The sequence below is a fragment of the bacterium genome (assembly GCA_019695335.1).
Lineage (GTDB): Bacteria > CLD3 > CLD3 > SB21 > SB21 > JABWBZ01.
The window spans coordinates 51890-76016 of sequence record JAIBAF010000005.1; the positions used below are offsets into that span (position 1 = coordinate 51890).

Here is a 24127-nt window from a genome sequence, read left to right on the forward strand (position 1 = left end):
TTTTTAGGATGAAAAAATTAAAAAATGGATTGAATTCTGAAACTTCTGAAAAGTGATAAAACTGAATGACATAAGCAATACAGGTTTGTCATTGATGGTAAATGCCTTGATGTAGCATGATTGATAGTTCACAGCTCCAAAATATATCTTGCGTGTGGAAATCCATTCAAATATATTAGATCGCGTTCTTCGACAATAGGATTGAATCGTTAGGGGTTGTTTCCTTTAGGAGACTGAGATTATACCCTTTGAACCTGACCCGAGATAATACCGGCGTAGGGAAACGAAAATGTAAATTTTAAACCGTTTCCTCATTTCCAGGAGACGGTTTTTTTATTTGAATAAATTCCAACCGTTTAATGCGGTCATTTTATAAGGAGCCAAGTATGTCAAAACAAGTATCGGCTGTTCCGAATAAAGACAGCAAGATTACTACGACGCCTTTTGTTGCGTCCAAAAAAATATATGTGTCCGGTCAACGGCATGCGATTCAAGTGGCGATGCGCGAGATCAGCATCAGCGACGGCTTTTCGCACGAAGAAAAAAATGGTCACGGACAATCGGTTGTTGTATACGATACGAGCGGGCCCTATACCGATCCGAACGTGAAGATCGATATTTATGCAGGGCTTCAGCCCTTGCGTCTAGATTGGATTCGTTCGCGGGGACAAATTGATGAATTGCCGCAAATTACTTCGGAATACGGGCGGTTACGTGAAAATGATTCTTCGTTGAATTCAATCCGTTTTCAACGTCGCCACAAAGCTCAACGTGCCAAGAAGGGAGCCAACGTTACGCAGATGTTTTACGCTAAACAAGGCATTGTGACGCCGGAAATGGAATACATTGCCATTCGCGAAAATCAAGAACGCGAGGCGGCGTGGAAAGAATTTACGACGCAGCATCCCGGCGAACATTTCGGCGCGAGCATTCCTCCAACCATTACTCCGGAATTTGTCAGGGATGAGGTAGCGCGCGGCCGGGCGATCATTCCGGCCAATATCAATCACCCGGAAAGCGAGCCGATGATCATCGGGAGGAATTTCCTCGTGAAAATCAATGCTAATATCGGTAATTCGGCTGTGGCTTCGAGCATCGAAGAGGAAGTTGAAAAAATGATCTGGGCGATTCGCTGGGGCGCCGATACGGTTATGGATTTATCGACCGGTAAAAATATTCATGAAACGCGCGAATGGATTTTACGCAACTCGCCGGTACCGATCGGAACGGTTCCGATCTATCAGGCATTGGAGAAAGTGAATGGCAAAGCGGAAGATCTTACGTGGGAGATCTTCCGTGATACGCTGATCGAACAGGCAGAACAAGGCGTCGATTATTTTACCATTCACGCCGGAGTACGCTTGGCGTACATTCCGCTGACTGCAAAACGTGTAACGGGTATTGTTTCCCGAGGCGGTTCAATTTTAGCGAAATGGTGTTTGGCTCATCATAAAGAAAATTTTCTTTATACGCATTTTGAAGACATTTGTGAAATCATGAAAGCGTACGACGTGTCGTTCAGTCTTGGCGACGGTTTGCGACCGGGATCGATTGCCGATGCCAACGATGAAGCGCAATTTGCCGAACTGGAAACATTGGGAGAACTAACCAATATTGCGTGGAAACACGATGTGCAAACGATGATTGAAGGACCGGGACATATTCCGATGCACATGATTCAAGTGAATATGACGAAACAACTGGAAGTTTGCGGTGAGGCCCCGTTTTATACGTTGGGGCCGTTGACTACGGACATTGCGCCCGGATATGATCACATCACGTCGGCGATCGGTGCGGCCATGATCGGATGGTACGGATGTGCGATGCTGTGTTACGTGACTCCCAAAGAACATCTTGGTTTGCCGGACAGAGATGATGTGAAAGAAGGCGTCATTGCTTATAAAATTGCCGCGCACGCCGCCGATCTGGCCAAAGGCCATCCCGGCGCACAAATCCGCGATAACGCGCTCAGCAAGGCGCGGTTCGAATTCCGCTGGGAAGATCAGTTCAATCTTTCGCTTGATCCCGACACGGCGCGGGAATTTCACGACGAAACGCTGCCTTCGGACAATGCCAAAGTCGCCCATTTCTGCAGTATGTGCGGCCCGCATTTCTGTTCGATGAAAATTACACAAGACGTGCGGGATTATGCGGATTCTTTGAAAATTGAAGAAAGCAAAGCGATTGAAATTGGCTTGAAGGAAAAAGCGGAGGAATTCAAAAAAGCCGGAGCAAAAATATACGTTCCAGTAGCTGAAGAAGAATCAGCTTAACCGGTTTTTCATTGGGATCTACTTTTAAAAATTAATCGGCAGAAGTTAATAATTTCTGCCGATTTTTTTGTCAATGCGTGCGAATGACGTGTTGACGAATTGCAGTTGCTTCGCGAATAATGTGTTCGACGCGTTCAAGCAAATGGTTTTTGTCAATAGGTAATTCTAAACACTCGTCTGCGCCGATTTCATAATTCATGTGGTCAACCATGTCGTTATCCACTGACGGGATAAACAGGAATGCAGTGAATGGCATGTCTTTCATTTGCCTGACTTCATGATGGAACGTGCATCCGTCAATGCCCTGCATGGTCAGATCGCAAATGACTAATTCGGGTTTTTCTTTTTGTATGACGGAGAAAGCGTCGTGCGGATCGCCGGACAACAGAACTTGAAAACGGCCACCTTTCAGGTATAGGTTTATCAAGGACAACATTTCAGGGTCATCATCAAGTACGAGGATTTTTGGGGTCATGGGCGGGTCTCCTTTCTGCCCCAAGATGGCGGATAAATTTACTTCGAAATTTTGCCAAATACAAGCTGCCAAGTGCTGTATTTTCACCGCCCGCAAGGCCTTTTTACTTGATTGTCTTTCAAAAAAAACTTAAACTTAGGCGCTTAAAATGATACGGCAACACTCACGATTGGGAGAAAATTCATGACACCATTTTCAGTTGCACCTGCCAAAGCGATGAGCCGGTTGGGTACGGAAACGGCATTTGAAGTTTTGGTCAAAGCAAAGGCTCTCGAAGCGCAGGGTAAAGAAATTATTCATTTGGAAATCGGGGAACCGGATTTCGATACACCGTCGAATATTACTGAAGCGGCGATTAAAGCATTGCGTGAAGGATGGACGCATTACGGCCCGGCGGCCGGATTACCGGAACTTCGGCAAGCCATTGCCCAGTATATCGGCTCCATGCGCCATATCGACGTATCGCCGGATGAAGTCGTGGTGACGCCCGGCGGTAAACCGATTATTTTCTTTCCGATTCTCGCGCTCGCACAGGAAGGCGATGAAGTGATTTATCCCAATCCTGGATTTCCGATTTACGAATCGATGATCAATTTTGTCGGCGCCAAAGCGGTGCCGTTGAAAATCAGCGAAGACAAAGATTTTCGTTTCGATATCAATGAGCTGAAATCGAAAATCAATTCAAAAACCAAAATGGTAATTATCAATTCCCCGGCTAATCCGACAGGCGGTGTTTTGAGTGAGCAGGATATTCGTGAAATTGCAGATTTGGTCAAACAGTATAACTGTTATGTGATGTCGGATGAAATTTACAGCCGGATTCTTTACGGCCATCAGCATCACAGCATTGCATCACTGCCGGGAATGAAGGAGCGTACAATCATTTTGGATGGTTTTTCAAAAACGTATTCCATGACGGGCTGGCGCGCAGGCTATGGCGTGATGAATAAAGAATTGGCAGCGATGGTAACGAAACTGATGACGAACAGCAATTCGTGTACAAACAGTTTTGTCCAACGCGCATGCGTTGAGGCCCTGAAAGGTCCGCAGGATTCAGTCGATAAAATGCTCGCCGAATTCCAACGCCGGCGTGATTTTATGGTCGACGGATTGAATAAGATCAAAGGTTTCTCATGCAAAAAACCTTTAGGCGCTTTTTATGTATTTCCCAATATCACGAAAACAGGAATGGATTCACGAAAATTGGGAGATTATTTGCTGAACGAAGCAGGCGTCGCGGCGTTGTCAGGCACGGCGTTTGGCGATTTCGGGCAAGGTTATTTAAGATTCTCATATGCCAATTCGATTGAAAATATTGCGAAAGCAATTGAGCGAATTGATAAAGCTATTAATAAGCTGTAAAAGGATCAGAACCGTTAAAAGCTTATGTACTAAAAATTCTAGGAGAGATTACAGTGTCAGACTCAAATACAACTACCAAGAGAACTCCGTTTTATGATAAGCATGTCGCGGCGGGAGCTAAGATGGCGGAGTTTGCCGGCTACTGGATGCCGATCCGATACGACGGTGATATTGTCGAACATCAGCGCGTGCGTACGAATGTCGGCGTTTTTGACGTGTCACATATGGGCGAATTTTATGTGACCGGCGACGGCGCGTTAGATTTCCTTCAAAAAGTGACGGTCAACGACGTTTCAAAACTAGCCGTATATCAGGCTCAATATTCCGCTATGTGTAAACCGGATGGCGGAATTGTCGACGATCTGATTGTCTACCGTTATCCCGATAAATTCATGCTTGTGGTGAATGCATCCAATATGGAAAAAGATTTTAACTGGCTAAAATCAAATTGCCCAAAAGACGTCAAACTGGAAAATGCCAGCGATCGCATTGCTTTACTGGCCGTTCAAGGCCCGAATGCCCAGGCTGTGATTCAGTCTTTGACGAAAGTGAACGTTCCGGCAATAAAATTTTATTGGTTTGCCGAAGGCGAACTCGACGGTGTATCCATGACCATTTCCAGAACCGGTTACACCGGCGAACGTGGATACGAATTGTATTTCAATGAAAAATATGCCGATCAGATCTGGAAGGCCGTGATGCGTGCAGGTGAAAAATTTAATATCGGACTTGCAGGGCTTGGCGCACGCGATACCTTGCGATTAGAAATGAAATATTGTTTATATGGCAATGACATTGATGAGACGACCCACCCGTTGGAAGCCGGATTAGGCTGGATTACTAAATTAAATAAAGGCGATTTTCTTGGCAAAGACGTGATGGCCAAAGCCAAAGCCGCAGGTCTTAAACGGAAATTGATCGGCATTGAAGTCGAAGGCAAAGTACCGGCGCGGCACGGATATGATGTCATGAAAGACGGAAAGAAAATCGGGCACGTAACCAGCGGAACTTTTTCACCATCGTTACAAAAGGCAATTGCGATGGCTTATGTGGAAACGCCGTATGCTGAAAACGGCACAACGCTTACCGTCAATGCGCGCGGCCGTGAATTATCCGCCAAAGTTATTCCGACCCCTTTCTACAACGGCGATCCAAGCAAAGATTAACATACAAAAAAACGAAACGATCCGATGACAGCAGATCAATCTGCTGTCATCCATTTTTTTGAATAAAAGTACATGAATTCAAAGAAGAAAAATATTTCCAAAAAAACTACGGCTAAAACACCGCAAAAACCGCCGCCGCCTAAAGGCCTGAATCTTAGTACGAAACTCAAAGAAGAGATTCTTGGGATTTTAACGATGGCGTTGTGTGTATTGATGATGCTGGCCGTTGTGACGCATCGCCCGCTGGAGCAGCCGGATACGATCATGGACTTGTGGCGTACGGATCGATTGTCCAACATGCTGGGACTGGTCGGTGCGTTCGTCTCGTACTATGTGGTGACGTATTCTTTCGGATATGCTTTTATTGCTTTTCCGATTTTATTTTTTGTTTACGGCTGGTTGATCTTAACTCACAAAAGTATACTTCACGCCAATCGGTTTGCCTTTTATATTTTGACGCTGATGGTTTTGGTATCGGTGTGGACGGCTTTGCCGTTTGCGGTGGGTCATCAGGCTAACTGGGAATTAAGTGGGCTTCTGGGCGGGATGCTTTCGCAAAAATTGTACGAATGGCTTGGCGGTTTTGGAAGCATCACGCTGTGGGTGATTTTTTCATTGTTATGGTTAATACTTGTGACGAGAGTCAGCATTGCCGATCTGGCGCCAGCTGCCGTCAATCTGGTAAAATCAGTATTTCGTAAAACGGCTGATTTATTTGTCCGGTTTCGTCATCGCCAGAGGCAATTATACGATAACGCGCAGGCCGAAACTGAAAAAGACCATATTGATGACGGTAATTCAGATACACCGTTAGTACCCGTTTATTTGCAAACTAAAGAAGCTCAGGCTCAAAACCAGACGGTTTCAGAATCCGACGAAATCAAAGCTGTTGATGAACCAACGCTGACTGTACAGAAAAAAACCGAACCTTCGGACATCAAGACCAGTCCGGTACAGGAAATTTCAGAAAAAATTGATACTACTAATGAAAAACAAGTGGATTTGCCCAAGAAACAGGTTAGCAATTTCGATTCGGGATTGGATACCGGCCTGATTAATGATTTGAAAGTTATCGGTCGTGTCGATAAGCAATTTGTTGTACCGCCAATTGAGTTTCTTGAAAAAGACAATCAATCGGAAGAGAAATCTGTTACAACGGACTCTGCAGATAATGCATCGCAAGCCAATGATGATCAGAAAAATGACGAACAACCTATTGAACAGCCATTGGCGCTTAATGATACCGACTTTAAGAACCTTGCCCGCAATGTTTTTGACCAAGAGCACGCATCCGTTGATCTCGATGAGAAACCGGATGAAATCAAAGTCGAATCCACATCGGTAAAGAAATCAAGTACTGAAAAAGCCGAAACAAAGGAAGAAAATACATCCGATCAGATCAAAAAAATTCTGAAAGAAGAAAAGCCGTTGATCGACGAAATGAATACGTTATTCTCCGGAAAAGAAAAACGTAATATGTTAGACGATCCGGATATTCCGAAAGAAGTTTCATTAGAACCCGTTAAATCAAAATCCAAACCTGCGGCTGAGCCAATCGATTACGATAAAGGTAATCAAGCCGCTCGTAACAAGTATCGTTATCCTTCTCTGGATCTGCTGGAAGTTACGAAAGAAATGGAAAAGTTGTCGGAAGAAGATATTCGGGAGCTTGATGGAAAGATTAATCAAATTATCACGACGCTTTCTGAATTTGGAATTGATACGCGGGTAACATCGACGGAATATGGCGGACCCGTTTTGGCTATTTATCAGTTGGCGCTTCCGTCGGGATTAAAAATTTCAAAAATCACAGGCTTGGAAGACGAACTGGCGATGGCCATGAAAGTTAAGTCGGTTCGTATTGTTCCACGAACGGATAAAGGGACGATCCAGGTTGAAATTCCGAAACCAAGGGCAACACCCGTATTGATCAGGAGCTTGTTCGAAGATCGTTCGTTCAAACAAGCCAAACAAAAATATCGACTCGGGTTAGCGCTTGGCAAGACCATTGATGGCGCTATTCATTTCGAAGATCTTGCCAAAATGCCGCACCTTTTGATTGCAGGAACGACCGGCTCCGGTAAAAGTGTCGGCGTCAACTCCATGATTACAAGTCTATTGTATCAATTCGATCCGTCTGAAGTTAAATTTGTGATGATCGATCCAAAAAAAGTTGAGTTGGCTTTGTATCGGAATTTACGCAATCATCATTTGATTTGTTTGCGCAATCAGAATAATGAAATCATCGAAGATGTGATCACTAAACCGGAAAATGCCAAGTTGATGCTGAAAGCGTTAGTGGAGGAAATGGAATCCCGGTACGAAAAATTAGCGCACGCCAATGTGAGAAATTTGGAAGACTACAATCGCCGGTGGTCAGAAGGTAAATTACCTTCGGATGAAAAATTCGATCATTATAAATTAGAATATATTGTAGCGATCATCGACGAATTGGCCGACCTGATGATGACGGCAGCGCGTGAAGTCGAAACGTATATTACCCGACTGGCCCAAATGGCACGTGCGGTCGGCATTCACCTGATTGTGGCGACGCAACGGCCGTCGGTGGATGTTTTAACCGGTCTGATCAAAGCTAATTTTCCCGCGCGGATTGCGTATCAGGTTCGGAGTAAAATAGATTCCCGTACCATTCTTGACATGGGTGGAGCGGAACTTTTGCTTGGCAAAGGCGATATGTTGTACTTGCCGCCGGGTCATATGCCGATCCGTATTCAGAATGCGTTTACGTCTACCCAGGAAACAGAACAAATCGTTGACTTCATCGGTAAAATGCCGGCATTTCCCAGACGTGATTTCGTCATGCGTGAAGAGCCAAAGGAAGATGTGAACGGTGAGATGGAAGCCGGAGCATTCGATGCGTTATATAATGAAGCATTGGAAATTGTCGTGAAGCATAATCAGGGTTCGGCCTCATTGCTTCAACGTCGTCTGAGTATCGGTTATGCACGGGCCGCGCGCATTGTGGATCAATTGGAAAGAATGGGTATCGTCACGGCACAAGACGGAGGCAAAGCACGGCAAGTGCTGATCACGGAAGATCAAATTCCGATGTATCGCGTTTGATAATTTTATTGTCTGAATGCGCTTTAATTTGTATAATACGGCGCTAATAAAGGAGTTAACTGTGTATTATCGTCTGATCTGTTTGTTGTTAATTTTCGGTTTGCATTCAAAAGTTTTAGGGCAGGAAGCCAAAGAGATTATTCAAAAGGCTCAGGATCGTTATAAAAAAATCAAAAGCTTTTCGATAGCATTCGATTATCATTTCAAATGGAAGCTGACCGGTAAAAATCAAAGTTTACAGGGAAAGCTTTACTTTAAAAAAGAGAATAATATTCGATACGAACTCGGACAGCAATTGAACATTACCGATGGCGAAACGGTTTGGCAATATTCGGAAGTCAATAATCAACTGATTATCGACAATCTGAAGAAAAAAACCAAAAGTCTTTTTATGCCGCGTTATTTGCTTTTCGAGTATCTTGACAAATTTGTAGCAGAAGTTATCCAGACCGAAACGATCAAAAACCGTCCAGTTTATGTTTTAAAAATGAATCCGAAAGACAAAGACGATTTTGTTCAGAGCATGAAAGTCTGGATCCCGTCCGATTCATGGATTACTGAAAAAGTTGAATACCAGGATTTGGAAGGCAATACGATTTCTTACGAATTTACCAATATAGAACTCGATCACGCGCTTGACCCAAAGCTATTTGCTTTCAAAGCGGAATCCAGCATGGATATTATTGATCTCCGGTGAGGAAAAATTAGTTGAAAAAAAAACTGTGGTTGGTATTCAATATCGCCATTAGTGCCGTGTTTGTTTGGCTGGCATTACGTGGTATTGACTTTACAGAATTATCGCATTCTTTTAAGGGAATAGTTTTTTCGTATGCGATAATCGGATTGTTGCTTAATTTATTCAGTTGCTGGCTTCGTGCGTCCAGACTTCATTATATGACGCTTCCTATTCAGCACGTCACGGTTAAGAATTATTTTGCGTCGGTCATGATCGGTTTTATGGTGAATAATGTGTTGCCGTTTCGGCTGGGTGAGTTAATGAGAGGATATGCATTAAAGAAAAGCGACGGCATGTCATTTTCCGCTTCAATGGGCATCATTGTCGTGGAACGGATCATTGATGTTATATCACTTTTGATTATTTTTGGTGCATTGACATTCTTTTATCCTTTTCCGGAATGGGTTAAAAATGGCGGAATTTTGGTAACCGTCATAGCCATTGCGGTCACGGTCATTTTGGGATTGATGATCAGCCGTACTGAGACGACATTGCGAATATTCAATAACCTGGTTGGTGTTTTTTCAAAAAAATTGGCTATAAGCAGCCATCACTTTTTGTCGTCATTTTTGACGGGCGTCCGATTCCTTCACGATTTTAAAAATTATGCATGGATTACGTTAATTACTTTTTTAATTTGGGCCACGTTTACTGTATCGACACTCATGATGTTTTATTGCATGAATTTACAAGCCGATGGGTTGGGAACATTTGAAGCCGGAGTATTCATGGTTTTTACATGCTTTGCCATTATGATTCCAGCGGCGCCGGGCTATGTCGGTACTTTTCATGAAATTGCTAAACAGAGTTTGTTATTGTTTGGCGTTGATAAGGAAAAAGCGCTGGGTTTTGCGATTATCATACATGCATTGAATTATATTTCGATTACCGGAATTGGTTTTATTTATTTTCTTCGCAGTAATTTGAAATTAAAACAAGCTTTGTCAGGTACAGGCGATGAAGAAACTACTCGTCTAGAGAAGACGTCGGTTACTATTTAATTACAAAATTGAAAGTGAATATGATTCGAATATTGTATCTGTTGTTGATCATTTCCCCATGTCATATTATTTTTTCTCAGGAGCAAGCCATCAAGGACACACTAAAGAACGGCGGCTTTCAGAAGACGGAGCGTAGAATCAGAACAGGCGATCAACTCTTGATCACTGTGTACGGCCATGATGAATTGCCAAAGGTCGTCAGAGTTGAACAAGATGGAACATTGAAATATCCGTTCATGAAGGATGTGATTGTTGATGGATTGACGATCGAACAAATAACTAATATTTTGTCTGTTCGTTTATCGCAGTACATCGGCGGACGGGCGGAAGTCATTATTTCTTTTGCTCAAGACGAAACGATTGAAGTGGTCGTATTGGGCCAAGTTACTAATCCGGGTGCGCATAAAATGCCGCCAAACAATACGATTCAGGGAGCGTTGACCGTTGCGGGAGGAGCAACCAATCGGAGTGATCTTAATAACACAAAGCTCATTCGTATTAATCCTGATACGGGTTTCCGTGAAGAAATCACCGTCGAAGTGGAAAATATTATTGTCGAAACAGGCGACATTGATCGATTGCCTTCATTACGAAATGGTGATATCATATTTGTTCCTTCAATTTATGGCGCTGTTTTTGTTAATGTGCTCGGTGCAGTGAGAAAACCAGGTAATTATGAATTATTTCCGGGGGCCAATTTGGTTGATGTTGTTTTTTTAGCGGGAGGACCTTCCGATGAAGCTTCGTTGCGTAACATCCGTCTCATCCGAAGAATCGGTGCCGCGCAGACTGAGCAGATTGTCGATATAGAAGCCGTTTTAAAAGCAAAAGGCGGACAAGTACCATTTTTGGAGCCGGGCGATATTGTATTTGTTCCTGCAAGAAAATTTACAATCAAAACTTTTTTTCAGTATCTCGGATATACCGTATCTATTTTATCAGCAATTTTTTTGTATATACAAGTGACAAAATAAAAGTTTTTCAATTAAGGCTTTTTATGCAAGATATTCAAGTTAAACAAGGCATCGATACTCAAGCGATTATTGGGACGATTTTGCGCCACAAATTTGTAGTGTTATTTGTTTTTTTGACATTCACAATTGTGGTGTCGTATTACTCTCTTTCAAAACCGACATTGTATCGATCATCGTCAATTTTGTATTTTGATAATTCGACGAATAATCCTGTTTTAGACATTCTAGGCAAAAACAGCGGATTAAAGCCGATTGATGCTGGCTATTACGATGTGATTATGACAACAGATTTGTTCAACAAAAGATTCCGCGATGAACTCGGGATAGAGCTTAGGAAGTTTCGTGACGAATCGTATGTACAAAACGCTCTCTTATCCGTTTCGTCATCACAGATAAGTTTGCGTCCCTACAAAGAAGCTTCTCAATTTGTCGAAATCTCGGCTATTTCAATCGATTCATTTCTCGTTCAGAAAATGGTTGAAGTAGCGACGGTGCTGTTAAAATTGCGTTCTGCCGAAATTGATCGTGAAGGATTGCAAAGCGGTATTAAATTTATCGAAGAACAAATTGAGATAACCAAAAGTAATTTGGAAAAAACCGAGTTAGCCATACAAGAACTTGAAAAGCGAACTGATTTAATTTCCAAAAACGATGAAGGCCCTCTCAATAAAATTATTTTGATGCGTGAAAAATTGGCGGAATTAGAAACTCAAATTCAGATCCGGCAATCCAATCTAAGTGCACTTGAGTCACAACTTGATTCTATTCAAAGTCGCATCACAGGCAAAGCCGTTCGTCCTGAAAAGGATTCACAAGCTGAATTACGTTTAAAAAATCAGATCGAAGAATTACAAGCTAAAAAAGCGGAATTATTTCAGAAATTGGGAGCTTCAGCATCGGATGATAATCAGGAAATTAAAAAGATCAATGAACAGATAACGACGTTTCGCGAACAGTACGTTCAGTTGTTATCGACATACAGTACGGATGGTAATATCGTTTCCGGCGATATGAATGAAATTTGGAAAAATGTTTTTGCTAAGAAAAATGACGAAGAGATAGAATTGTTCATTCTGAAAGGACAAGCCAGATTGTATGCCGGTTTAATTCGAAATTTTGAATTAAGAAATCCTAATCTTCTCGAAGACGCGATTGACATCAAACGGCTTAACCGATCGAAACAAGTATATGAAGAGACATTAAATTCACTGATCAAGCAAAAAGAAAATTTTTCGATACAATTTTTTGGAATTACCGGAAATCTCAAAATCATCGATCCTGCACAACCACCGGAAGCAATATATCGTAAAGTTTTTACCAACATTTTTATCGGTTCGGTTTTAGGGTTGCTGATCGGAGTTGCACTCGCTTTCGGTATGGATTACCTCGATACAACCATTAAAAATAATGAACACATCAACTCCATCACTAATTTGCCGGTGATTGGCATTATTCCTCCGATTGAAATCAGCGATGTGCCTGGCTCGAATGGTGAATCGGCGGCGATCGTGGATCGTTTAAAGTTTAAAAAACGTGTTAATGTAGAAAATGAAGACAAGAATATCATTCGTAAAAAAGCAATGATATCGCAATTAAACTCCCGTTCCTTTGTCTCGGAAAGTTACCGAACGCTTCGAACTAACATTCAATTTGCTAATATCGATACTCCTCTTCGGTCCATTCTGATAGGTAGTTCCGGGCCGAGTGAAGGCAAAACAACAACAGCCGTTAATCTAGCGATCTCTTTTGCCGACATGGGACATAAAGTTTGCCTTGTCGATACCGATTTGCGCAAACCTAAACATCATTTGCTTTTCGAGGTAAACGAATCACCCGGGCTAGCCGACAGTGTTTTGGATAATGTCGATCTGGATCGAACTATTCAGAATACGGCCATAAAAAATCTGAATGTATTGACTATTGGCGCTAATGCGATTAATCATTCTGAAATTTTCTCATCGATGAGAATGAGTTTACTGATGAACGAATTGGAAAAGAAATTTGATTTGGTCATATACGATACTCCTCCCATTCTACTGCTTACAGATTCGATCATATTGTCATCGAGGGTCGACGGCGTTCTATTAGTTGTAAAATATGGAATGACCGAAAAACAAAATCTACAAAATGCCATCTCGGCTCTTAAAAATGTTCGCGCTAACATAATAGGTATCGTTTTTAATGATTATTCCGGCGAACGCAGGAGCTATTATCGATACGCTTATGATAGTTATTATACTGTTAAAGACGCGTCTAAAGAAAACATAAAAATATAGTTTATGCGAATTTTGGTAACTGGAGGCGCTGGTTTTATTGGCTCACATCTATGCGAAGCTTTGCTCAAAGAGAGTCATCAAATTACTTGTTTAGATAATTTTGACGATTTTTATGATCCTTCCATTAAACAGCTTAATATTCAGAACTGCCTTCATTATTCTACTTTTGAATTGGTCAAGATAGATATTCTTGATTCTGCCGCCCTTGAGCATCTTTTTTCTCTAAAATCTTTTGATATGGTCATTCACCTTGCTGCAAAAGCGGGAGTCAGGCCATCGATTGCTAATCCGCAAATTTATCAAAAGGTCAATATTGAAGGAACGACCAATTTGCTCGAAGCCATACGGAAGCATTCGATAAAAAAGCTTATCTTGGCCTCATCGTCCTCGGTCTATGGTAATAATAAAAAAATTCCATATTCAGAAACTGATAACGTTGACAATGCCATTTCTCCTTATGCGGCCACTAAAAAGGCATGCGAGATCCTGGCGTATACCTATCATCATCTTTTCCAGATAGAAACATTTTGTTTGCGTTTTTTTACAGTATACGGACCACGCCAAAGACCGGAGATGGCGATTCATTATTTTACCAGAAATATTGATAAAGGTGAACCTATTAATGTTTTTGGCGACGGGAAGACTTATCGGGACTATACATACATTGATGATATCATTCAGGGGATTTTAGGTTGTGTTTACAATTTGCGTGGCTATGAAATTATAAATTTGGGAGAATCTGAAACGACATCACTTATTGATTTAGTTTCCTTCATTGAGTTGGCCATAGAAAAAAAAGCGAAAATCAATTGGCTTCCTATGCAGGCTGGCGATGTAGAAAAAACGTTTGCAGATATTAGAAAAGCCGAAAGTTTGATATCATATTCTCCAGGCACATCTATTAAAATCGGAATTCAAAATTTTATTGAATGGTACAAACAACGGAATGCAAACTGGTGAAGGAATCCAATCAACAGCATATTTCTAAATTAGCCCAAAACTCTATCTGGGCCGGAGCCGGTGGTTATTTAAATTTTTTTTTCCTCCCACTCTCAAGTTTGCTCACTACCCGAATGTTGGGTGCGCAAGACTACGGAATTTATAGCCTTGTCCAAGGATGGATCAATATTCTAGCGGGTCTTTGTACCGTGGGCATCGTGGGAGCCAATTTACGACTCATCCCAATTTATTTTGGACGGACGGAAAATAACAAAATTAAAGGATCGATATTACTTACCTTAACTACAGTTTCTTTAATTAGTCTTATCGCAGTCATCAGTATCAATCTGTTTCCAGAGGCAATTGCTAATCTTATTGGTCGAAAAAATGAAGAAAATCTAAAATTAGATACTGTAATAATTGCTGCGTTTCAATTTTATGCAGTCAGTATTTTGTTGACCAATATTTATCAAACATTTAATTCCTCATTAAACGGACTTCAACTTATTAAATACAGAGTTATTGGCACTGATATAGCTGGTCCGCTTATTAAACTAGTCTCATTGGCTCTTTTTTTGTTTTTTGGTTTTGAAGTAATGGGCGCATTAAGCGCTAATCTTTTACAGGATTTAACAATTTGCCTACTTAGTTTATTTTTTTTAATAAAAAAAAATCCATGGCTGCGTGATTTTTCAGAAAAGCCTCATATCGAGTATTCGAAAATTTCAAAATTCTCCGGCGCGCTTTTTTTAGATTCAATACTTAACAAATATACTTTTCAATTGGATGTTGTTCTGTTGGGTTATTTTGGTTTTTTACCGGTTTTAGGCTTGTACAGCGTTGCCCAAAATTTACTACGTTTAGTGTACATGCCGAGTTATTCTATTATACAAATTTTTGGACCCATGTGCGGTCAATTATACTCTCAAAATAAAATGCAGGAATTGGCGAGCCTTTACAAAGTCGCAACAAAATGGACTATAACCATGAGTATTCCTATATGTGCTTTCATAATTTATTTTGCACAATCAATTTTAAGTTTATTCGGCCGTGAATTTTCTGGCGGCGTAACCGTGGCGATAATAATCGGCGCAGGCAACTTAATTGCAGACTATTTGGGGATGGCAGGTACTTTAATCCTTGCAACAGGCCGCGCTTATCTTAATTTTATGAATTCAATTATTGTTGCTGTTATCAATATTGCTCTTTATTACTTTTTTATTCCAAAATATGGAATTATCGGTGCTGCAATTGCTCATTCATTCAGTGTTTTACTGATCAATATCATCAGAGTTTCTCAAGTTTGGATTTTATACCAAATCGCTCCTTTCTCAAGAAACCAAACCAAACCTCTTGTTGCATGCTTGGGAGCACTTATAACTGTAATAATCATTGATTCGTTCTATTTACACGATTACAGCTTTTTTAGTGTTTTAATTTTTCTCGCAATAATGGGAATGGTGTATGGTTGCATGTATATTTTAATACTCCGCTTTTTAGGCTTTGACAGCGCTGATCAATTAATTATCGACAAGCTCAAAGCTAAATTTTTTAAATTAAAAAAACGATGACAATCCCAATTCCATTAATAAACGGTTTTCTAAAAAATAAGCTGTACAAGGTCGATCACGCTAGGTTAGTAATGTCGGATTATTTCAATAGGCACCAAATAGAACTGTCAGACGACATTCATGTTAATGCGGGTGCTCAATGGTTGTTTCGTGCTCAAAAAAAAGCTCCTGATGGCGGACTTTCGCGTGGATATTATTTTTCAAATGGTTGGCGTTATTCCCATGTTGGATGTGCGGGCGACGCAGCTGAGACACTATTCAATATGGATAATCGCCATAATGTGTATTATTCCACTGCAATTAAGGTTTCTGATTGGCTGGTTCGGAATCAATTATCTTCCGGAGCTTTTCACAAAAATTATGTGTATGAATCTGAGCCGCGCGTCATTAATACAGCCTTGGCGATTTTTGGCTTAAATGCTGCTTTTAAGCATACTAATGATGAAAAATATTTAATTTCTGCTAAAAAAGCCGGTGACTGGCTGGTAAATGTTCAGGAGCCTGACGGTTCTTGGCGGAAATTTAATTTTATCTACAAATCAGATATTTTTACTTATCATACTAAAACGGCATATTCATTATTCAGGATATTTCAAATAAGCGGCGAAGAAAAATATTTACAATCGTGTATCAAGAATATTGAATGGAGCCTTCAATACCAATTGGCCAATGGCTATTTTCTGAACGCATCGATGAATGGTGATCGTGATCCTCACACGCATTTAATTGCCTATGTTCTTCGGGGGTTGGTGGAAGTTGGAATTGTTCTCAATAATTTGAAATACGTTCATGCCGTTGAAGCGGCCGTTTCAGGGATGATGAAAATATTTTATTCGTTAAAATTTTTACCAGCTACTTTAAACTCAAGCTGGGGTAATTTTAATAACTATTTCAATAAATTTGTACAGTCTTCTTGCCTGTGTGGCGATGCGGAGATTGCAATCGTGGCGTTACGCCTTTATGAATTCTCTAAAAGAGAACAATATTATTTTTTTGCCCGTGATCTTATTCGCGGGCTCAAGCGTATGCATGACACAACCCATCCTAATCTAGACATCCGCGGAGGCTTAAAAGGAAGTAGTAAAATTTATGATGTTTTTTACGAGCAATTTGCCTATCCGAATTGGGGTGTCAAATTTTTCATTGACGCGTTGTTACTAAAAAAAAGAATTGAAATGGAGAGGTTGCCGATAGAATGAAAGTAGTATGCCACACACGATTTGAAGATATCATCGGTCTCGACTTGTTTTGGAAATCGGCGATCTCAGAAATACAAAGCGATTTATACGTTCATTATAATTTTTTTTGGATAAAAAATTGGATCGAGACTGTTTATTCTCAGGATTTGAAAAACCAATATCAATTTAAAATTCTGGTTGCTTATGAAGGTGATTCTATCATAGGCGTTTTACCGTTGATGCTTGAAGTTCGAATGCGTAAAAAAATATTTCCATATCGCTACATGGTTTTTATTGGCCACGGCATGGTTGATTACGCTGATTTTGTGATTCCGCATCATTGCCCATATGAAACCAGATTAAGAATAATTGATTCGTTTTTAAAGTATTTGTTTAAACATCATTACGGGTGGGAAGAAATTAGGTTTGATCTTATTCCTGAATCTTCCCTTAACCTGCCAATTTTGACAAACCTTCTTAATTCTAAAGCTTCGATGACTCTCACTCAAACTTTGAATTTGTTCATTGAAACTAAGGGTAATTGGCAGGACTTTATAGCTACCAAAGGTAAAGATATAACCTCGGATGTGAATAGACGTATCAACAAGTTGAGAAGATCAGGTAGCTTTGAATTTAGATTTAATGAAGCTATTTCATTTGAAAGTTTTTTTGACGAGATCAAACGAATTCATATTAAACGTCAAGACATGTTAAAACGAAATAGTTTTTATCAGGAAACTGGGACGCAAAATTTTGTATTTAACACCATGTTGTGGACTAAAAAAGAAAATATACTAGATTATTGTGCATTATTGCTTAATGACAAAATAATTGCATACATGTTCGGATTTCGGATCAATGCAGTCCGATATTCATGGAATGTAGGTTTTGATCCTGATTTTGCAGAATTATCACCTGGAAAAATTTTACTTTTTATGTGGATCAAAGAAGCATTTGAAAATCCTGAAGTCAACGAATTCAATTTTATGAGGGGGGATGCAGATTTTAAACGAAAATGGACTGAAAAAAACCGTTTAACCTATAAGCTAAGATTTAAAAGTAACAATATGTATCAAAAATTAATAAGTTCATTTCATGGATCCAGATCTTGATCAAATTCGTGAAATAGCCTTGAGAGACGAACAAGCTGTTTCGTATGAAGATTCCTTTAAAAGGACCCGAGGTTCAGTAGGCTATAAAGCGCAGATTGCTGCTATTATTTCATTTTTATCACCGCGAAAAAGTGAAGCTATCATCGATGCCGGCTGTGGCACAGGCATTTATACTCTTGCTTTAGCCCAGCATGTCAAGAAATTGATATCGGTAGATTTCTCTGGACGAAGCATCGATATTTTAAATCAAGAATTAACAAAGAAACAAATTACCAATGTAGCTACAATTGTTTCAGATCTGAGTAGTGTGGAATTTGGAAATGAATTATTCGATAAAGCTATTTCAATTGAAGTATTGCAGCATATCCCGTCGCGGGAAAAGAAAATTCAAGTGTTAAAAAATATCTGTAAAGCGTTGAAACCAGGCGGGCAACTGGTTATATGCGTTTATCGATATGGCGGTTGGATTTCGCCGCCTCAACCGCAAGAAGAATTTAATCATAAAGGAACGGGTTTGTATCGATTTGCTTTTACTGAAACAGATTGTAGAGAATTGCTTGAGGAATCAGGTTACCAAATCGTAAAAAAAAGAGGGCTATTCAATCTTCCTAAAAGAATTCGAAAACGACTACCCGATCAATTATGGTGGCTTGAGTTTCTAAGCACGAAATTTTTGTGGTCTGCAAAGACGGGAGCGTATCTTTTAATTGCTGCAAAAAAAATTAAATAAAAGCGCCATTGTTTTTTTGGCATTTCAGGCAATCGTGGTTGCGCTGTTGTTGCTTATCCAAAAGCCTAATTCCAAAGATCCATACGAATATTCACAAATTGCAGTGAGTTTATTTAGAGGTGAAGGTATTCAGTATCGCTATGTTGCTGATGTCATCCTTCCTCCCGGATTTCCATTCTTAATTGGCGGTTTTAATTGGATTGTTTCCAACCCTGAAATGAACGGCAAAATCGTATGCGTCTTTTCTTTTTTTCTTAGTGTTGTTCTTTTTTTTCTTATATGTCAGCGTTTTTTTAAAAATGATGTATGGGCATTCGCGTCAGTTGTTATCTACTCAATGAATTCGAATGTATTAGTCAATGCAACCAACGGTTACAGCGAGTCGTTGTTCACGGCAATATTTCTTTGGATTGTCTTGTTAGTCCTGAAAAACTCTGGTACATCCAATTTATCTTTGTCGATTAAGTTTGCACTTTTATGGGGATTTTTATACTACATAAGGCCAGAAGGAATTGTCATCGGCGCCATACTTTTCGTTTGGTTTTTTTATCATCGTCCAATTTTACAACAGTTAATTATTCCAATAATCACTCTGATTCTTATTTTTCCGTATATTTTTTTTCTTAAAGAGAATACGGGTTACTGGCAAGTTTCAGGAAAAACTTTTGTGAATTTGACCATGGGCGAATTGCAAAGCCCTTATCAATCAGGCATTGAATCCGAAGAACAACGTTATAAAATTATAGCACAGACGTTGAATAATCCCACTTTATCAAAAGGGATTGTAGAGTATATGAAGGAAAGTTCGCAAGACTTGATAGCGAGATTACCTCACAATTTTAAGCGATTGTTTGAAGTGTACTGGAATTCTTTTTCTCTACTCGGGTTGCTGTGTTTCGGGATCGGATTTTTCAATTTTACCTTAAAAGAAAATATTTTTACAGTGAGTTTACTGTTTCCAGTATTGATCTACGTACTTTTTTTTGTTTTGTACAGAACAATTGCAATATATCATTGGATATGGGTTATTTATATTGTTAATGGAGTGATTGCAATTGGCCATGGATTAAAAAAGAAATTTCCAGAAAAAAACTCGACATGGCCAATTGCCGTACTTCTGATTGCACTGTCAGTTTATCAATTCAGGAGTGTTTTAAAAATCTTTTGGGATCAAGTGTCATGAAACAAAAATATTTTCTAATCACCATTGACACCGAATGTGATAAATCCAGCGATTGGTCCGTACGCTATCCCTTTACTTTCAGAAACATCACTCACGGAGTCGTTGATGTTCTTCAACCGCTATTTAACAGATTTGGCGTTAAACCAACGTATTTATTGAGCCCGGAGATAATTGCCAACGATGAACCTGCATCTATATTTAAAAAATTACAAGGTGATTTTGAGTTAGGCACGCATTTACATGGCGAATATATTGAACCGTTTTCCAACTTTACGACAAAATCGACCGATGAATTTCAGGCCGATTACACCAGAGAAATAGAATTTGCTAAAATAGAAAACCTAACACTGCTTTTTGAAAAAAATTTTGGATATCGTCCAGATTCATTCAGAGCCGGGCGCTTCGGGATGGGTAATAATACTCTTGCTATCTTGGATCAATTAGGATATAAAGTGGATTCAAGTCTTTATCCTTTTTCGATTAATAAAACAATTCAATTTACGCTAAATCGCTACTACTATCCTATCAAACCTTACTATCCATTTGTTAGGAAATTTGAACAAAAGACAAAACGGATATTGGAAGTCCCGCTAACTGTCAGTTCAAAATTTTTTCTCAATCTCCCTGCAGCTTTTGGATCAATGATTTCCAATTCTCAGTTCATGACGGGAGTTGCATATAAGCTATTTGGCAAGGATAAAGTAAAAACTTTCAGTTTAAGACCCAGCTCGCTTTCTGAGAAGAAAATGATTGAAATTATTGACGAATATATTGCACATCATTGTGACGGTGAAAATGTTTTTATAAACATGATGTTTCATAGTAATGAAATAGCTGCTGGCTGCAGTCCTTATGCTCAAACCGACGCTGAAGTACAAAGGCTCGTCGAACGGATTCAAAAAACAATCGAATATGTACAATCACTCAATGCTCGTTTTATAACACTAAATGAAGTTCCAAAATTTTTCAAGCAGGTCGAAAAATAATGCCTTTAAAAGTACTTCACATTACCAGCAACGGCAATATCGGTGGCCGCGAGAAAATGTTATTTCAATTAGTAAATTTGGAAAATAAAGATGACGCTATTGAGCCGGCGGTCTTTTTTAAATATCCGGAAGGGCCGTTTTGTAGCAAGATCAGTGCGCTAGGAGTTGATGTAAAAAGTGACGTCTCATTCCGGATAGCCAGCAACATTATTCGCAGCTTTGAAACATACGATATTTTGGTTTTTCATTTTGTGGATTGGTTTTTATTTTTGTGCGCTGTCTTATCGGGCAGGCCGATTTTATATCGATTGTCAGGTGTTTATTTGCTGACCACGAAAAAATATCGGGATGTATTCAAGATTTTTATACAAGCGTTGTCCAAGAAAATTCGCCGCAAAAATAGTGAGAAAATTGCATCGCAAGGACTTTCTCAAAATAAGACGATGCCAAACTCAAGATCGGTTTATCGTATTATTAAACGTTATTACTTTAGTATGTTCTTACGTTATTTTTGTGATAAGGTCGTGGTCAATAGCCGGTATACAGCATCTTCGGCTAATCGATATTATGGTGTTCCATTTTCCAAAATTAAAGTGATTTACAATGGTGTTGATATTCTTCCCAAGAAACATGAGCACTCATTATTTCGCCGTGAATTTAAATTTAGAGATAATGACTTTTTAATTGGGACGGTGTGTCGATTCGATTTACGAAAGAGAATCGACAGATTGCTGGAAGGATTTCTTTCACTGCAACAAGATGATCAATTTAAAATGATTATAGTTGGAGGTGGAGATCAAAATCTCGAAAATAAATTCAAACAATTTGTTCGTGATCATGGCATAGCCGATAGAGTTTTTTTTACAGGTTTTCGTGAAGATGTCGATCAAATCGTATCGGCACTTGATCTTTTTGTGCTTCCATCGGACAATGAAGCATTTGGCGTTGCGGTCATTGAAGCGATGTTTTTAGAGAAGCCGGTTATTGTTTTCAATGATAGCGGTGGACCCGTAGAGATCATTGGCAGTGATCATGAGATTGGGTTTATTATTGATCATCCTGATGAAATTGCTCAAATTGCGATGCGCCTACGCCAAAATCCCCAATTTGGAAAACACATTGGCAATCGCGCCGCTAAAATTGTCACTGAAAAATTTTCAATCAGTCGGTTTCAACAAGAATTTAAAAAAATATATTTGAATTATTGGAATGATTAACCTATGTGCGGCATAGCAGGTATCATACATATTAACAGGCAACCGGTTGATCGCTCGTTGGTTTTGAATATGGCGCGATCGCTGGCTCATCGGGGACCTGACGGAGATAGCTTTTACGTTAAAGACTATGTCGGCTTGGCCCACCGCCGTTTGAGTATCATCGATTTATCAACAGGCGATCAGCCAATGTTCAGCGATGATGGCAACATTGTGATTATTTATAACGGCGAAATGTATAATTTCAAAGAGGTCAGGGATAAGCTTCAAAAATTAGGGCATGTATTCCGCACAAAAAGCGATACCGAAGTCATTATTCACGCTTATCAAGAGTGGAAGGAAAATTGTTTACACGAATTTAGAGGCATGTTTGCCTTCGTTTTGTGGGATGCTGCAAACCAAATAATTTTTGCCGCCAGAGACAGGATAGGCATTAAACCCTTTTACTATTACTGTGATGATAAAAAGTTTTTATTCGGATCGGAGATAAAAGCAATTTTACAAGATACATCTATTGACCGGCATTTAAATCATTCAGCGTTGCTGGAATATTTGCAATTCGGATACGTTCCGCAGCCGCGTTCTATTTATCAAACTATTCACAAACTTCCTCCAGCCCATTATTTGAGAATTGATTTGAATCGTGGTAGCCCGGAATTAAAGCCTTATTGGAATTTCAGTTTTTCAATTGATGATAATCAAAGTGAGACAAGGTGGCTGGAAGAAATTGAAGGCTGTTTGTCCGAAACTGTGAAACAACACATGATTAGCGATGTTCCCATAGGCGCTTTTCTAAGTGGAGGTGTAGATTCCAGTACGGTTTCGGCTTTTATGGCAAAACATACTCCGAATTTAAAAACCTTTACCATTGGCCTGAATGAAGAAGGTTTTGATGAAAGACCATTTGCGCAGCAAGTTGCCGATCGGCTGCATTCGGAACATTTTGAAAAAAACGTCATTCCTGAGGATATACGTGAACTCTTGCCCAAGCTGGTCTGGCATTATGATGAGCCTTTTGCCGACAGTTCAGCGGTTCCAACTTACTACATTTCAAAAGTAATTCGGGAGAATGTAACGGTTGCGCTTTCTGGCGATGGTGGCGATGAAATTTTCGGCGGATATAAACGATATATCGATACATTAGAATATTTTTCACAGTGGAGTCAAACATCCGAACTTTTGAAGCACATGAAAGCCTTAACCGTCAAAGCAGCACGGATTGCTCCTGCTTGGTTTGTCGGGAAAAATTTTATTCAGCATCAAAGCCAGCATCCGCTTCAGCGTTATTATGGATCAGTCAATATTTTTAAAGACGATCAGATTCAGAGCTTAGTGCGGCAGCAAGTTCCGTATCGAAACAGTTGGTTTGATGAATATTATGATCATGGTCGTGATTTTCTATCCAATATGCAGAATATTGATATCCATACGTATTTACCTGAAAATAATCTCACTAAAGTGGACCGAGCCAGCATGGCCCATTCTATCGAAGTCAGAGTACCGTTGCTGGATCATAAGTTGATAGAACTCGTAGCCAGAACGCCGGCGCGCATTCGTATGAAAAATGGAGAAACTAAATATTTATTGAAAAAAATTACTGAAAAATATTTACCGACAGAGGTACTTTACCGGAGGAAAAGAGGGTTTTCACTGCCTATGAAGGATTGGTTCAAAGGCGACGCATCGCTAATGGAATATGCATCGCATACTATATTAGGCAATGAATTTATCAAAGAGCAATTCAGAACGGATATCATTGAAAAAATGATTGCTGAACATACATTGACTTCGAAGAATCATGCGCCCAGGATCTGGTCCCTCCTTTTTCTTAGTGTATGGTACGATACATACTATAAAAAAATGTAAC

At 39.9% G+C, this 24127-nt stretch carries 18 protein-coding genes and 1 riboswitch; of the genes, 17 read left to right on the forward strand and 1 reads right to left on the reverse strand.

All coding sequences use genetic code 11. The features are described 5' to 3' along the window. Nucleotides 1-201: 201 nt before the first annotated feature. A riboswitch (TPP riboswitch) is annotated at nt 202-299 on the forward strand. An 87-nt stretch (nt 300-386) separates the two neighbouring features. Continuing rightward, nucleotides 387-2273, forward strand: a complete 1887-nt coding sequence (thiC, locus tag K1X84_02280; protein MBX7150439.1) for a phosphomethylpyrimidine synthase ThiC — start codon at nt 387-389, stop codon at nt 2271-2273. 70 nt (nt 2274-2343) lie between these two features. Here thiC and K1X84_02285 read toward each other — a convergent pair whose 3' ends face one another. Then, nucleotides 2344-2748 (reverse strand): response regulator, encoded by a 405-nt coding sequence (locus tag K1X84_02285; protein MBX7150440.1) that lies wholly within the window; start codon nt 2746-2748, stop codon nt 2344-2346. A gap of 183 nt (nt 2749-2931) precedes the next feature. On the opposite strand from K1X84_02285, the gene K1X84_02290 reads away from it, so the two are divergent. From K1X84_02290 to asnB, 16 genes are all read left to right on the forward strand, one after another. Beyond that, nucleotides 2932-4110, forward strand: a complete 1179-nt coding sequence (locus tag K1X84_02290) for a pyridoxal phosphate-dependent aminotransferase (protein MBX7150441.1) — start codon at nt 2932-2934, stop codon at nt 4108-4110. Nucleotides 4111-4163: 53 nt separating this feature from the next. Next, nucleotides 4164-5276 (forward strand): glycine cleavage system aminomethyltransferase GcvT, encoded by a 1113-nt coding sequence (gene gcvT, locus K1X84_02295; protein MBX7150442.1) that lies wholly within the window; start codon nt 4164-4166, stop codon nt 5274-5276. A gap of 72 nt (nt 5277-5348) precedes the next feature. After that, entirely contained in the window at nt 5349-8360 is a 3012-nt protein-coding gene (locus tag K1X84_02300) for a DNA translocase FtsK (protein ID MBX7150443.1), read from the forward strand. Between the two features lie 61 nt (nt 8361-8421). Continuing rightward, complete coding sequence (locus K1X84_02305) at nt 8422-9057, forward strand: outer membrane lipoprotein carrier protein LolA (protein MBX7150444.1); 636 nt, start codon at nt 8422-8424, stop codon at nt 9055-9057. A gap of 11 nt (nt 9058-9068) precedes the next feature. Continuing rightward, on the forward strand, nt 9069-10097 hold the full coding sequence (locus K1X84_02310; protein MBX7150445.1) for a flippase-like domain-containing protein: 1029 nt from the start codon (nt 9069-9071) through the stop codon (nt 10095-10097). 20 nt (nt 10098-10117) lie between these two features. Beyond that, nucleotides 10118-11071 (forward strand): SLBB domain-containing protein, encoded by a 954-nt coding sequence (locus tag K1X84_02315; protein MBX7150446.1) that lies wholly within the window; start codon nt 10118-10120, stop codon nt 11069-11071. A 23-nt stretch (nt 11072-11094) separates the two neighbouring features. Next, the gene (locus K1X84_02320) at nt 11095-13347 is read left to right on the forward strand and encodes a polysaccharide biosynthesis tyrosine autokinase (protein ID MBX7150447.1); all 2253 of its coding nucleotides are present in this window, start codon (nt 11095-11097) and stop codon (nt 13345-13347) included. A gap of 3 nt (nt 13348-13350) precedes the next feature. Continuing rightward, on the forward strand, nt 13351-14307 hold the full coding sequence (locus tag K1X84_02325) for a GDP-mannose 4,6-dehydratase (protein ID MBX7150448.1): 957 nt from the start codon (nt 13351-13353) through the stop codon (nt 14305-14307). Then, nucleotides 14304-15857, forward strand: a complete 1554-nt coding sequence (locus tag K1X84_02330) for an oligosaccharide flippase family protein (GenBank protein ID MBX7150449.1) — start codon at nt 14304-14306, stop codon at nt 15855-15857. Before K1X84_02325 ends, K1X84_02330 begins: the two co-directional genes overlap by 4 nt. A gap of 71 nt (nt 15858-15928) precedes the next feature. Next, nucleotides 15929-17056 carry a terpene cyclase/mutase family protein gene (locus K1X84_02335; GenBank protein ID MBX7150450.1) on the forward strand — a complete coding sequence of 376 codons (1128 nt, stop codon included), beginning with the start codon at nt 15929-15931 and terminating at the stop codon, nt 17054-17056. Further along, nucleotides 17053-18147 (forward strand): GNAT family N-acetyltransferase, encoded by a 1095-nt coding sequence (locus K1X84_02340; protein ID MBX7150451.1) that lies wholly within the window; start codon nt 17053-17055, stop codon nt 18145-18147. Before K1X84_02335 ends, K1X84_02340 begins: the two co-directional genes overlap by 4 nt. Further along, nucleotides 18131-18877 carry a class I SAM-dependent methyltransferase gene (locus tag K1X84_02345; protein MBX7150452.1) on the forward strand — a complete coding sequence of 249 codons (747 nt, stop codon included), beginning with the start codon at nt 18131-18133 and terminating at the stop codon, nt 18875-18877. Before K1X84_02340 ends, K1X84_02345 begins: the two co-directional genes overlap by 17 nt. Beyond that, nucleotides 18855-20060, forward strand: coding sequence for a hypothetical protein (locus tag K1X84_02350; GenBank protein ID MBX7150453.1), 1206 nt, complete (start codon nt 18855-18857; stop codon nt 20058-20060). Before K1X84_02345 ends, K1X84_02350 begins: the two co-directional genes overlap by 23 nt. Continuing rightward, a complete protein-coding gene (locus K1X84_02355) occupies nt 20057-21046 on the forward strand; it encodes a hypothetical protein (protein ID MBX7150454.1) in 990 nt (329 codons plus the stop codon). Before K1X84_02350 ends, K1X84_02355 begins: the two co-directional genes overlap by 4 nt. Next, on the forward strand, nt 21046-22263 hold the full coding sequence (locus K1X84_02360) for a glycosyltransferase family 4 protein (protein MBX7150455.1): 1218 nt from the start codon (nt 21046-21048) through the stop codon (nt 22261-22263). The genes K1X84_02355 and K1X84_02360 overlap by 1 nt, the downstream gene beginning before the upstream one ends. A 3-nt stretch (nt 22264-22266) precedes the next feature. Continuing rightward, nucleotides 22267-24126 carry an asparagine synthase (glutamine-hydrolyzing) gene (asnB, locus tag K1X84_02365; GenBank protein MBX7150456.1) on the forward strand — a complete coding sequence of 620 codons (1860 nt, stop codon included), beginning with the start codon at nt 22267-22269 and terminating at the stop codon, nt 24124-24126. Nucleotide 24127 lies beyond the last annotated feature (1 nt).

Excerpts from the sequence above, each read along its gene's own strand:
- K1X84_02285 (MBX7150440.1), bottom strand. The coding sequence starts at position 2,748 with ATGACCCCAAAAATCCTCGTACTTGATGATGACCCTGAAATGTTGTCC.
- K1X84_02340 (MBX7150451.1), top strand. The coding sequence starts at position 17,053 with ATGAAAGTAGTATGCCACACACGATTTGAAGATATCATCGGTCTCGAC.
- K1X84_02355 (MBX7150454.1), top strand. The coding sequence starts at position 20,057 with ATGAAACAAAAATATTTTCTAATCACCATTGACACCGAATGTGATAAA.
- K1X84_02320 (MBX7150447.1), top strand. The coding sequence starts at position 11,095 with ATGCAAGATATTCAAGTTAAACAAGGCATCGATACTCAAGCGATTATT.
- K1X84_02360 (MBX7150455.1), top strand. The coding sequence starts at position 21,046 with ATGCCTTTAAAAGTACTTCACATTACCAGCAACGGCAATATCGGTGGC.
- K1X84_02335 (MBX7150450.1), top strand. The coding sequence starts at position 15,929 with ATGTCGGATTATTTCAATAGGCACCAAATAGAACTGTCAGACGACATT.
- thiC (MBX7150439.1), top strand. The coding sequence starts at position 387 with ATGTCAAAACAAGTATCGGCTGTTCCGAATAAAGACAGCAAGATTACT.
- K1X84_02325 (MBX7150448.1), top strand. The coding sequence starts at position 13,351 with ATGCGAATTTTGGTAACTGGAGGCGCTGGTTTTATTGGCTCACATCTA.
- K1X84_02345 (MBX7150452.1), top strand. The coding sequence starts at position 18,131 with ATGGATCCAGATCTTGATCAAATTCGTGAAATAGCCTTGAGAGACGAA.
- asnB (MBX7150456.1), top strand. The coding sequence starts at position 22,267 with ATGTGCGGCATAGCAGGTATCATACATATTAACAGGCAACCGGTTGAT.
- K1X84_02315 (MBX7150446.1), top strand. The coding sequence starts at position 10,118 with ATGATTCGAATATTGTATCTGTTGTTGATCATTTCCCCATGTCATATT.
- K1X84_02300 (MBX7150443.1), top strand. The coding sequence starts at position 5,349 with ATGAATTCAAAGAAGAAAAATATTTCCAAAAAAACTACGGCTAAAACA.
- K1X84_02290 (MBX7150441.1), top strand. The coding sequence starts at position 2,932 with ATGACACCATTTTCAGTTGCACCTGCCAAAGCGATGAGCCGGTTGGGT.